10 protein-coding genes and 1 pseudogene are annotated in these 11,327 nt (G+C 64.8%); 9 read left to right on the top strand and 2 right to left on the bottom strand.

Annotated features, from left to right (window positions below):
- The 7 genes from VLU25_22610 to VLU25_22580 form a co-directional block, all read left to right on the top strand.
- Positions 1 to 1,323, top strand: a 1,323-nt coding sequence (locus VLU25_22610) for an FtsX-like permease family protein (protein HSR70733.1), incomplete at its 5' end; no start/stop codon positions are given.
- A gap of 103 nt (positions 1,324 to 1,426) precedes the next feature.
- Positions 1,427 to 1,768: a PadR family transcriptional regulator gene (locus VLU25_22605; GenBank protein HSR70732.1), complete on the top strand. Its 342-nt coding sequence runs from the start codon at positions 1,427 to 1,429 to the stop codon at positions 1,766 to 1,768.
- A complete protein-coding gene (locus tag VLU25_22600) occupies positions 1,765 to 4,437 on the top strand; it encodes an ADOP family duplicated permease (protein ID HSR70731.1) in 2,673 nt (890 codons plus the stop codon). Before VLU25_22605 ends, VLU25_22600 begins: the two co-directional genes overlap by 4 nt.
- Before the next feature lie 190 nt (positions 4,438 to 4,627).
- A complete protein-coding gene (locus VLU25_22595) occupies positions 4,628 to 5,083 on the top strand; it encodes a (2Fe-2S)-binding protein (GenBank protein HSR70730.1) in 456 nt (151 codons plus the stop codon).
- 4 nt (positions 5,084 to 5,087) lie between these two features.
- Positions 5,088 to 7,283 carry a xanthine dehydrogenase family protein molybdopterin-binding subunit gene (locus VLU25_22590; protein ID HSR70729.1) on the top strand — a complete coding sequence of 732 codons (2,196 nt, stop codon included), beginning with the start codon at positions 5,088 to 5,090 and terminating at the stop codon, positions 7,281 to 7,283.
- Positions 7,280 to 7,897, top strand: a complete 618-nt coding sequence (locus VLU25_22585) for an Isoquinoline 1-oxidoreductase subunit (protein HSR70728.1) — start codon at positions 7,280 to 7,282, stop codon at positions 7,895 to 7,897. The genes VLU25_22590 and VLU25_22585 overlap by 4 nt, the downstream gene beginning before the upstream one ends.
- Positions 7,898 to 7,924: 27 nt before the next feature.
- Positions 7,925 to 9,619 carry a cation:proton antiporter gene (locus VLU25_22580; protein HSR70727.1) on the top strand — a complete coding sequence of 565 codons (1,695 nt, stop codon included), beginning with the start codon at positions 7,925 to 7,927 and terminating at the stop codon, positions 9,617 to 9,619.
- Between the two features lie 93 nt (positions 9,620 to 9,712).
- Here the strand turns inward: VLU25_22580 and VLU25_22575 are convergent, their stop codons facing one another.
- On the bottom strand, positions 9,713 to 10,120 hold the full coding sequence (locus VLU25_22575) for a hypothetical protein (GenBank protein ID HSR70726.1): 408 nt from the start codon (positions 10,118 to 10,120) through the stop codon (positions 9,713 to 9,715).
- Between the two features lie 60 nt (positions 10,121 to 10,180).
- A pseudogene (locus tag VLU25_22570) lies at positions 10,181 to 10,543 on the bottom strand (DUF5131 family protein).
- 196 nt (positions 10,544 to 10,739) lie between these two features.
- On the opposite strand from VLU25_22570, the gene VLU25_22565 reads away from it, so the two are divergent.
- Both VLU25_22565 and VLU25_22560 read left to right on the top strand, forming a co-directional pair.
- The gene (locus tag VLU25_22565) at positions 10,740 to 10,982 is read left to right on the top strand and encodes a hypothetical protein (GenBank protein ID HSR70725.1); all 243 of its coding nucleotides are present in this window, start codon (positions 10,740 to 10,742) and stop codon (positions 10,980 to 10,982) included.
- The coding region (locus tag VLU25_22560; protein HSR70724.1) for a helix-turn-helix transcriptional regulator at positions 10,966 to 11,327 on the top strand (362 nt) is incomplete at its 3' end. The genes VLU25_22565 and VLU25_22560, both read left to right, overlap by 17 nt.

The raw sequence follows: 11,327 nt of genomic DNA, 5'->3' as shown, positions 1-11,327 counted from the left end.
ACGCTGCTCTCGGCCGTCATCTTCGGACTCACCCCGGCCCTGCGGGCCGCCCGTCCCAACCTGGTCGACGGCATCAAGGAGCGGGGCAGCCAAACCGGCGGCATCCGCAGCAACAAGCTGCGTTCCTCGCTGGTGATCCTGGAAGTGGCGCTTTCGCTGGTGTTGCTCATCGGAGCCGGCTTGCTTCTGCGCAGCTTCTCCGCCCTGCAGGAGGTGAAGCCGGGGTTTCGCAGCGACAACGTCCTCACCTTCTCGCTGCCTCTGCCCTTCGTCAAGTATCGGACACCTGCCGGAAGGACCGACTTCTACCTGCGTCTCAAGCACCGCCTCGAGGCCCTGCCGGGCGTCCTCTCGGCCGGAGGCATCACGCCCCTGCCGCTGGCCGGGGGGGACCAGTACTACATTTTCTCCTACGGAAGGCCGGGCGTCAGCGAAGAGGACTGGAACCGCAACAAGGCCGATTACCGCTGGACGGTTCCCGGCTATTTCGAGGCGATGGACATCCGCCTGGTTGCGGGCCGCCTGCTCAACGAGGCCGACAATCAGGACGGAGCCCAACCCGTGGTGCTGGTGGACGACAAGCTGGCCGAGCGCACCTGGCCAGGCGAGGACCCCGTCGACCGCGAGCTTCTGGTGGAGCGGTTCAAGCTGGACGACTTCACAATGGAGCGAGCCTCCTTCAGGGTTGTGGGCGTGGTGGAGCACATCCGCAGCGAGAGCCTGGCCGACGAAGGACGGGAAGCCATTTACTTTCCACACAATTCCTTTCCCTACGCGCCGCAGAGCTTCACGCTCAGCGCGGCGGGCAACGCGGCGGGCCTGATCGACTCCATACAGAGCGAGGTCGAGGCCTTGGACCCCGACGTTCCCGTAGCCGACCTGCACCTGATGGACGAGTACATCTTCAGGGCCATGGCCCCCATACGCTTCACACTGGCGCTCATCACCGCCTTCGCGGCCTTGGCGCTGGTGCTGGCTTTTCTCGGGCTCTATGCGGTCATGGCCGTGTCGGTACAACAGCGGACTCAGGAGATCGGGGTGCGCATGGCATTCGGCGCCCAGGGCAAGAACGTCCTGCGCCTGGTGGTCGGCCAGGCAATGACGCTGGCCCTGTCCGGCGTCCTGATTGGCGTGGTGGCGGCCCTGGTGGCCACCCGGCTGGTCTCCAGCCTGCTTTTCGCCGTGACCGCCACCGATCCGGCCACCTTCGTCTTGATCTCGGTTCTGCTGCTGGGAGTCGCCACGGCCGCCAGCTATGTACCGGCCAAACGCGCCGTCCGCGTCGATCCCCTGCACGCCCTTACCGGGACCCGGGCCCGCTGAATCGGCGCCGGGCCGACCCCCTCTTTTGAACGTCTGAAGAGGGGGCTCGATTCATTTGTTGTGCAAAAGCGTGGAAATGGTACAATAGGGGCTCAGTGACGATATGAAAGGCGATACGCTAGGCGAATTTGAAGAGCTTGTCCTGTTGGCGGTATGCGTTCTGGAGGAGGAAGCCTACGGAGTGTCCATCCTGGAACGCATCGAAGAGGACGCTCAAAGGACGGTTTCCATCGGGGCGGTTTATTCGGCCTTGCGCCGGCTCGAAAAGAAGGGATACGTCAGCTCGCACTTGGGGGACGTTACCCCCGAGCGGGGCGGGCGGCGCAAGCGGCTCTTCCGCGTCAGCCCCGAGGGACTGCAGGCCCTGCGCCACCTTCGCCAAGTCAGGGAGCGCCTCTGGAGTCAGCTCGAAGTCGAATCGGGCGGCGAGGGAGGATCGGGATGAGATCTCGGCAAGGCCGCCCCAGGCCCCCGATCGGAGGTGCGGCGTCCTGGCTGCTTCGGCGGCTGATCGATCCCCGTTGGCGGGAAGAGGTGGAAGGCGACGTGGAGGAACTCTACTTGCGCCGCCTGCGCCAAGGCGGTCCCTGGAGGGCCCGGGCGCGCCTTTATCTCGATGTCCTCAGCGCGGCCCGAATCGGCCCCGAGCGCTTCGCCATCCGCCGCTTGATGCGGCGCCCGAAAGGTAGCAGCATGCTGGCAAACCTCAAGCAAGACCTGACTTACAGCCTCAGACGGCTCACCAAGAGTCCGCTCTTCGGACTCATCTGCGTCCTCACCCTGGCACTGGGAATCGGCGCCAATACGGCCATGTTCAGCCTCGTCAACGGCATCTTGCTGGAGCCTTTGCCCTATTACGATTCCGACCGTCTGGTACGCATTCACACCAGTTGGAAGAACTTCGGATACGGAGCCCTCAACTCGCTCGAATACCAGGACATAGTGGAAGGGACCGAGTCATTCCAGGGCGTCGCTCTCTATGATACCGGGGGCGTCAATCTCCACGAAGGCAGCGGCCGGCCCGAGCGCATCGAGTCGGTCGGGATGACGCCCAGTCTCCTGACGGTGCTGGGAATCACTCCTCAACTAGGGCGTGCTCTGAAGGCTCAGGAGGGGACCGTCCCCCATCACCGCGTACTGCTGCTCAGCGACGGCCTTTGGAAGCGCCGCTTCGGAGGAGACGAGAAGATCATCGGACAGACCCTGCAGATCGCCGGCCATGCCTATGAAGTCATCGGCGTAATGCCTCAGGGATTTCAGTTTCCCTACGCCGAGGTCGACATTTGGACGGGCTACGGGATCGATCCCGACAACCAACCCCATCGGGGAGCTCACGGCTCCCGCATCGTGGCCCGCTTGCACCGGGGAGCTTCGCTGAAACAGGCCCAGGCCGAACTGGACGCACTCTCCGCCCGGCTGCGCCAGGAGCATAGCGACAACTATCCGGAGGGCAGCGGATTCCGCTTCGTGGCGGAGCCGCTCTCCGAAAGCATCACGGGTTCGGTCCGCCCCGCTCTGCTGATTCTAATGGGAGCCGTGGGATTGGTGCTTCTGATCGCCTGCGCCAACGTGGCCGGACTCTTGCTGGCCCGCATCAGCACCCGCCAACGGGAGATCGCCATCCGCAGGGCTCTGGGGGCCGGAGCGGGACGCCTGATGGGACAGATTCTGTGCGAGACCTTCCTGCTCAGCCTGCTGGGCGGCATCGGCGGATTGGCCGTCGCGCAATTTGGCTTTTCGGCCTTGAAGGCACTTCACCCTGGCAGCCTTCCCCGCCTGCAGGAGGTCACGCTTTCCATCAACGTCCTCTATTTCAACCTGGCCCTGGTCATCGTCGCCGCGCTGGCGGCGGGGCTGATCCCGGCCCTGCGCATGACCCGTTCCCGCAACCGTCTCAGTCTGAGCGACCGCGGCGGGGAAAGCCAGGGCTTCCGGCAAAGCATCAGGCGGGGGTTGGTGGTTATGGAGGTTACCTTGGCCACCGTCCTGCTGTTGGGCGCCGGGCTGCTGATCCGCAGCTTTCAGCACCTGACCGAAGTCGACCCCGGTTTTCGACCCGAAAACCTGCTTACGGCCAAGGTCAGCCTGCCCAGGCAGAAGTATTCCAGCAGCGAGGAGCGGGTGCAGTTCTACCGGCAAGTCCTTGAGGACGTGCAAGGGCGGGCGGGAGTCATCTCGGCCGGAGTGATCAACCTGCTGCCGATGTCGGGCAATGATTCGGATTGGTCGGTGGCGGCGGAAGGCTACACTCCGCCTGACCCGGAGGTCCCAGATTTCGTTCAGTTCAGAATCGTTTCGCCCCGCTATTTCGACACCATGGGCATACCCCTGGTAAGAGGACGCGCCTTCCAGGAGGCGGATGTGGCAACAAGATCCGATGTGGCTATTATCAGCCAATCGCTGGCGCGCCGCTTCTGGGGAGAGGAAGATGCGGTGGGCCGCCGCATCAAGCCCGGAGGCCCCAACTCTGACGCCCCCTGGCTGACGGTAGTGGGTGTGGTTGGCGACGTGCATCACGGCGGGGCCCGTCAGGGCGAGGTGCCGATCTGGTATCGGCCCCTCGATTCAGCCTGGACCACCATGAGCCTGGCCGTGCGCACCACGGGCGACCCTCAATCGGCCCTTAAGATCCTCTCCGATTCGGTCGCAAAGATCGACCCAAACTTACCTCTCTACGACACCCAGGTCATGACTCAGATGGTGTCGGGGACATTGGCCCAGGAGCGCTTCCAGACTAACCTGCTGATAGCCTTCGCGGCACTGGCGCTGGGGCTGGCGGCGGTGGGAGTCTACGGCGTGATCAGCTTTTCGGTCAGCCGGCGGACGCGGGAAATCGGCGTACGCATGGCCCTGGGAGCGCCCCGGCGTCGCATCCTCTTGCAGGTGCTTCGCGAGGGCGTGCTGCTCATCGCCATCGGCCTGGCCATCGGACTGGCTGCCTCGGTCCCGGTCACCCAGTTCATGGATTCCATGCTCTTCGGAGTGACCCCATACGACCCCGTCACCTTCATCGCCATCGCGGCCGTTCTTGCCGCAGCCGGGTTGGCGGCCTGCCTGGGACCCGCCCGCCGCGCCACCCGCGTCGACCCCATGGTGGCCCTGCGCTACGAGTAGATGCCCTTCACCTCCTTGTCCCCGTGAGAGCCCTGTTGACCGGGCACCGCCGGCAAGCCGACTTGTGAATCCGCCAGCTTGAGGGCGGCGTCTCTACCTGAGATAATTCCAGGCACTCTCTCAACCCTGCGCCAACCGATGTGCGGCGGATGCGCGGAGACCGACCCATGTACCCGCACGGAGACCCCCTATGCGATTGCAGATCAATGGGAAACGAATGGAATACAGCGGCGATCCGGCGGTTCCGCTGCTGTGGGTTCTGCGCGAGCAGTTCAAGCTGACAGGTACCAAGTTCGGCTGCGGAATCGCCCAGTGCGGAGCCTGCACGGTCCACCTCAACGGACGCGCCACCAGAGCCTGCGTGACGCCGGTTTCAGCCGCCGGCGGCGGACGCGTGGTCACCATCGAAGGACTCTCGGGCGACACCGCTGAAGCGGTGCAGAACGCCTGGCGCGGCCTGGACGTCCCCCAGTGCGGATACTGCCAGTCGGGACAGATCATGACGGCGGTAGCCCTGCTTTCGCAGAAACCCGCCCCCGAGGACCGCGACATCGATGCGGCCATGACGGGCAACGTCTGCCGCTGCTGCACCTATCCCGCCATCCGCAAGGCCATCCAACAGGCCGCCGAGAGCTTGGAGGGTTGAGAACATGTTGAAGACAAAACCGACCAACGCCTGGCCCGACCGGCGCCAATTCCTGCGGGCGGCGGCGGGCGGAGCCGCCGGATTGATCATCGGACTCAGGATGCCTTTCGGCTCCTCGCGGGCTGCCGCACTGAGCGCCGAGGGAAGTTTCGCCCCCAACGCCTTCGTCCGTATCGCGCCCGACAACACCGTCACCATCCTCAGCAAGCATCTCGAGTTCGGGCAAGGACCATTCACGGGACTGGCCACCATCATCGCCGAGGAACTGGACGCCGACTGGAGCCAGATGCGGGCTGAGCATTCCCCCGCCGATCCCCAGCGCTACAACAACCTCTTCTTCGGCCCCGTGCAGGGGACGGGAGGATCAACCGCCATCGCCAACTCATGGAACCAATTGCGCCGAGCGGGAGCCCAGGCCCGGGCCATGCTGGTGCAGGCCGCGGCCCGGAAATGGCAGGTGGCGCCCGGCGAGATCACGGTCGAGAGCGGCGTCCTGCGCCATTCCCAATCCGACCGCTCGGCCACCTTCGGAGAGTTGCTGGAAGATGCCGCCCAGGTGTCCCTCGATGAAGAGCCCAAGCTCAAGGACCCCAAGGATTTCAAGCTCATCGGCAAGAGGCTTCCCAAGCTCGACACCCCGGCCAAGACCAACGGCCAGGCCGTCTACACCCTGGACGTGGAGCGTCCGGGGATGAAGGTGGCCCTGATCCGGTATCCGCCCCGCTTCGGGGCCCGCGTTCGTTCTTTCGACGACTCTAAGACCCGCGCCGTGGAAGGCGTCACAGAGGTGATGGAGATTCCCCAGGGAGTGGCCGTCATCGCCGAGGGATTCTGGGCCGCCAAGAGAGGACGCGAGGCCCTCCAGGTGGAGTGGGACAACAGCCAGGCGGAACACGCCAGTTCGGAAAGGCTGATCGCCCGCTACCGCCATCTGGCGGAAAGGCCGGGCGCCCCGGCCCGCAACGACGGCGAGGTCGAGCAAGCCCTTTCCTCGGCCGCCCAGACCCTGCAGGCCGAATACGTCTTTCCCTACCTGGCCCACGCCCCCATGGAGCCCAACGACTGCGTGCTGGAGAAGACCTCGGAGGGCGTAGAGATGTGGTTCGGTTCCCAGTTGCAGACACCCGACCAGGGGGCGGTCGCCAAGGTGATGGGCTTGCGCCCCGATCAGGTCAAGATCAACACCCTCTTCGCCGGAGGCAGCTTCGGGCGCCGCGCCACCCCCGCCTCGGACATGGCCGCCGAAGCCGCCGAGGTGCTGAAAGCCAGCGGGGGTCGTTACCCCCTCAAGGTCATGTGGACGCGTGAAGACGACATCCGCGGCGGACGTTACCGTCCTCTCTACGTCCACCGCCTGGCGGCCGGACTTGACCAGGAAGGCAAGATCATCGGCTGGGACCACACCATCGTGGGCCAGTCGATCGTGGTGGGATCGCCTTTCGAGGGGATGATCGAGAACGGCATCGACCCCACTTCGGTGGAAGGCGCCAGAGGCCTGCCCTACGCCATCCCCAACCTGCGGGTGACTCTGCACACGGTCAGCGACGTCAAGGTCCCGGTGCTGTGGTGGCGCTCGGTGGGCCACACCCACACCGCTTACTCCACCGAGACCTTCCTCGACGACCTGGCCCGCAAGGCGGGAAAGGACCCCGTGGAGTGGCGGCTCAAGATGCTCTCGGAGCATCCGCGCCATGCCGGAGTCCTTAAGCTGGCGGCCGAAAAGGCCGGCTGGGGCAGCCCGCTGCCCGAAGGACGCGCCCGCGGCGTGGCCGTGCACGAGTCGTTCAGCAGCTACGTGGCTCAAGTCGTCGAGATTTCCCGCGGCGAGAACGGACTGCCGCGCGTCCACAAGGTGGTGTGCGCGGTGGACTGCGGCATTGCCATCAATCCCAACATCATCCAGGCTCAGATGGAAAGCGGGATCGGCTTCGGACTGGGAGCGGCGCTCTACAACGAAATCATCCTCGAGGACGGACGGGTCAGGCAGAGCAACTTCCACGACTACTGGCCCCTGCGCTTCGAGGAGATGCCCGAGGTCGAGGTGCACATCGTGCCTTCCGGCGAGGATCCCACCGGGGTCGGCGAGCCGGGCGTTCCCCCCATCGCTCCTGCGGTGGCCAACGCCTGGGCTGCGTTAACCGGACAGAGCGTCCGCCGGCTGCCCTTTCAACGTTCCCTGGCCGAGGAGGAATCCTCATGAGAATCAGCCTTCGACTCTTGTGCCTGTTGCCTTTGCCCGTCCTGCTGGCCGCCCTGCTCTTCTTGAACGCCGCCCAGCCGGCGCAGCCGGTGGAGCAAGACCTGCGTCCCCCCGGCGCTTTCGCCTCCATCGAGGACGAGGCCGAACGCTCGGCGGCTATCTTCGCGGAAACCGGCAAAGTGCTGCTCCACCCCCGTTGCGTCAACTGTCATCCCTCGGGGGACCGGCCCTTGCAGGGGGACGACCAGCGTCCTCACATGCCCCGCGTGGAACGCGGATTGGGCGGAATCGGAGTGGCCGGGATGCGCTGCATCGGCTGCCACCACTCGGAAAACTTCGATCCCGCCGGTGTTCCCGGACACTCCCCCTGGCGACTGGCTCCGGCCAGCATGGCCTGGGAAGGAAAAACGGTTTCCGAGATCTGCGCCCAGTTGAAAGACCCCCAGCGCAACGGAGGCAAATCGCTGCAGGAGGTCGTCCGTCACATGGCCGACGACGGACTGGTAGGCTGGGCCTGGCATCCCGGCTCCAACCGCGCTCCGCCTCCCGGAAGCCAGCAACGGCTGGGAGAGCTTTTCCAGGCCTGGGTGGAGAGCGGCGCCGTTTGTCCTTGATGCCCGAGGGGGCCTGATCGATAAGCTATGCCTGAACACCTTCACGCGCTCGTACCGCTGGCCGTGCTGCTCATTGCAGGAGTGGCGTCGACGACCCTGCTGCCGCGTCTGGGGGTCCCCGCCATCCTGGGCTATTTCCTGGCCGGGGTGGTGGTGGGGCCTTCGGCCACCGGACTGGTAGGCATGAACGAGACGGTGAGTCTTCTGGCCGAATTCGGCGTCATCTTCCTGCTCTTCGACATCGGCCTGCACTTTTCGCTCAAGGAACTGTGGTCCAGCCGCAAGGACTTCCTGGGACTGGGCCCCCTTCAATGGGGCCTGACGGCCGGGGCCATCGGGGCTGTTCTGTGGACCTTAGAATTCCCTCCCCTGACGGCCGTGCTGATCGCCGGCTCGCTGGCTCTCTCCTCGACCGCGGTGGCCTTGCAGACCATCGCCGACCGGGGCGAGCGCGGCACCCCCCTGGCCCGCAAAGCCACCGCCTTGCTCATCTTCCAGGACGTGGTGGCCATCGTGCTGCTGGCCGTGGTGGGGACGCAATTGGGCGGCGAGCACGCTGCCGCCCCCGGACTCTGGGCCTCGCTGGGAAAGGCCGCCCTGGCCATCGCCGCCGTGGCCGTCATCGGACGCCTCCTGCGTCCCGCCTTCGCCTCCATCACCTCCTCCGGACTCGACGAAGCCTTCACCGCCGCCGCCTTGCTGGTGGTTGTGGCCACGGCCGGCATCACCGGAATGGCGGGCCTTTCACTGCCCCTGGGAGCCTTCCTGGGAGGCATGTTGCTCTCTGAGTCCGAATACTGCTACATGGTCAAGACCGAGCTCAAGCCCTTCAGAGGACTGCTGCTGGGACTCTTTTTCATTACCGTAGGCATGTCGCTCGACCTGGTCGTGGTGGGCCAGGCCCTTTGGATCACGCTTGGCCTGGCCGCAGCACTCATCGCCGTCAAGGGACTTCTGGTCATGCTGGCGGCGGCTGTCACCGGAGCGCGCGGCGGACTTTCGTTGCGCATGGGCTTCGTGCTGGCCCAGGGCAGCGAGTTCGCCTTCGTGATCTTCGCCCTCATGGGCGCGGCCGGAGCCCTCAGCCAGACTAACGGCTCCATCCTCACCGCGGCCGTGGTCCTGACCATGGCAGCCACTCCCGCCCTGGCTCCCCTGGGCGACCGCCTGGGTTCGGCGCTGGAGAACCGTTCCCTCGACTCGGCTCCGCCCAGCCGGGACGGCGGCCTCCACCACGTACTGATCAACGGCGCCTCGCGGGCCGAGTTGACCGTGGCCAACGCGCTCACCGCCGCCGGCCACGACTACCGGCTCCTCGACACCGACCGCACTGCCGTGGCTCACGCCCGCTCCCAGGGCTTTCAGGCCGGACTCGGCAACCTCAAGGACCCCAGGCTGGTGGAGAGCATGGATGAGAAGGCCAGCGTCCTCATTTTGGGACGCACCACGCCACAAGAGTCGGTCGACGTGATCCGCCGCTTGCGCAAACGCCGTCCCGGCCTGGCCATCATCACCCGGGTGGCCGAAAACGACCATGCCGCGCCCTTGAAGGCGCTGGACGCCGTCGTCTGCGTGGCTCCGGAAGACCCCGACGACGTGACGCTGGCCGTGGAAACCCTGCGCTACCTCAAGGTCGAGGAGCCGGAAATCCAGCGGTGGGTCAACAAGTTCAGCGAGAGCCCCCAGTGGGAAAAAGCCGACAAAGCCCACGCCAACATCTAAGAGTCCGAGCAGCAGCCTCATCTGCTGCAACTCATGACCGTAGGCAAGCATGAACAGGGCTGCGGGTGCGCACCCGCCCTGCACGATTCGACCTCAGCGCTTGGACGACTTCACATACTCGCGCCGCCTGAAGCGCAGCGCCGACCAGTCTTCATCGATGGCGACCGCGCGAACGGGCCTGAAGCCGAGTTCCATGATCCGCTTCCAGCCCGTGTCGCGGTTGAAGTCGCAGCTATAGCGCTTGGAACTCTGCTTGGGGTATGCGAACCAGAGCAGGGCGTCGCCCTCGGCCCTTTGGGCCAACTCTCCCGCGATGCCGTTCAGTTCGTCCTGGCGCGTCACAAAGGCCAACGCGAATGTGAGCGACTGCACCTCTGCGCACTTGCGCACGACTTCAACCCCCTCCAACTCCGCAATCTCCGGCTCAAAGCTGTGAGGAGCATTCAGCACCACGATCTCCTCTTGCGACTTGAGATTCAGCTTCTTGAAAACGGCAGGCATGACCTCAGCTCCTTGACACCCCAATCATATCCGCATCAGAGAATGCCTGCCCTCGACGATCTACCGCAGTTTCGCCAGGATCGTCGGCATTTCATCCCAGGTGCGGCCTTCGAGTTGCCGTCCGCTCTTCTTCTTGTTCGGACCTCCCCACTGCTTGAAGAAGAATGGGACGCCGAGTCGGCGGCATTGATCTCGAAGGTCGAGCACCCATTCCTTCCTTACGGGACGGGAGGCGGGACCTGATTCGCCTCCCACAATGACCCAGTCGATGCCCTGCAGGTCGAGTTGAGGCAGCGGGCCAAGGAGGGGCTCTAATGAGAGAAATCTGAGGTGAGCGCCGATGCCGCGTAGGGCGTCGATGCGGGCACGATAACGGTCATCTTCGACGCTGACCCCCATCCATATGTTGGGCGTCCAATCGAGCATAAAATAATCGCCATTATCAGGTTAACAAACCACGCCTAAATCCAATTGACACAGGAGTTTAGCCGGAATAGCCTTTTCTGAGGAACGGCGCCGGGATGCCCCCGGCGCGCTTCACGTTAACACGTGGGAAGCGGGTGAACCGTCTGCGGCAACAGCACGGCCCACCCTGACCACCACTCCTCAGAAGGGAGGAATGATGGCTGACGAAAGTGTACAGTCTCAACGCCCCGATGTCGTCTTGACCCAGGAAGAATGGAGCCGGGTCAATGACGGCGTATCCAATCTCCATTCGGTGCTACACGGCTGCCCTGGCCTGGATGCCGAGCGCAAGATCGACCTGCTCGGCCCCATCCTCAAGCAATTGTCCAGCGCGACGGCCCCTATCAATGAACGGCTCTCGGACGTGGAAGGGGGCGAGCATGAATTCACCAACTAAGACGCTGGGTGAGCAGGTTCGCCGTCAGCGCCAGCGCGGCGGGATGACCTGCAAACAAGTGGCGGCCATTGCGGGCATCGCTCGCGGCTCTTACGCCTGTCTCGAAGGCGGATACTACAGGTGGAACGTTGACACGCTGCTCCGGGTTCAACTCGTGCTGCGCGTCCCCATCCAAGACCTCTGGCCGTTCGTCATCGCTCCGCTTACGGGCGACGTGACCGACGCCACTTTGGAAGCCGAGTGCCGCAAGGCGCGGCTTTGCTGGACGCCTGACGCCCAATGGGTGCTGGATCAGACCGCCGCCGTCTGTCAGGTGCCTCTCAGGGTGCTGACCAAGGCCGACAA

The organism is Acidobacteriota bacterium (assembly GCA_035471785.1).
Taxonomy (GTDB): domain Bacteria; phylum Acidobacteriota; class UBA6911; order RPQK01; family DATIPO01; genus JANQFM01.
This window is presented reverse-complemented; position numbering and strand designations above follow the sequence as displayed.

What these genes read in the sequence shown, in the direction of transcription:
- VLU25_22590 (HSR70729.1), top strand. Translation starts at nt 5,088, where the DNA reads ATGTTGAAGACAAAACCGACCAACGCCTGGCCCGACCGGCGCCAATTC.
- VLU25_22575 (HSR70726.1), bottom strand. Translation starts at nt 10,120, where the DNA reads ATGCCTGCCGTTTTCAAGAAGCTGAATCTCAAGTCGCAAGAGGAGATC.
- VLU25_22600 (HSR70731.1), top strand. Translation starts at nt 1,765, where the DNA reads ATGAGATCTCGGCAAGGCCGCCCCAGGCCCCCGATCGGAGGTGCGGCG.
- VLU25_22580 (HSR70727.1), top strand. Translation starts at nt 7,925, where the DNA reads ATGCCTGAACACCTTCACGCGCTCGTACCGCTGGCCGTGCTGCTCATT.
- VLU25_22585 (HSR70728.1), top strand. Translation starts at nt 7,280, where the DNA reads ATGAGAATCAGCCTTCGACTCTTGTGCCTGTTGCCTTTGCCCGTCCTG.
- VLU25_22565 (HSR70725.1), top strand. Translation starts at nt 10,740, where the DNA reads ATGATGGCTGACGAAAGTGTACAGTCTCAACGCCCCGATGTCGTCTTG.
- VLU25_22595 (HSR70730.1), top strand. Translation starts at nt 4,628, where the DNA reads ATGCGATTGCAGATCAATGGGAAACGAATGGAATACAGCGGCGATCCG.
- VLU25_22605 (HSR70732.1), top strand. Translation starts at nt 1,427, where the DNA reads ATGAAAGGCGATACGCTAGGCGAATTTGAAGAGCTTGTCCTGTTGGCG.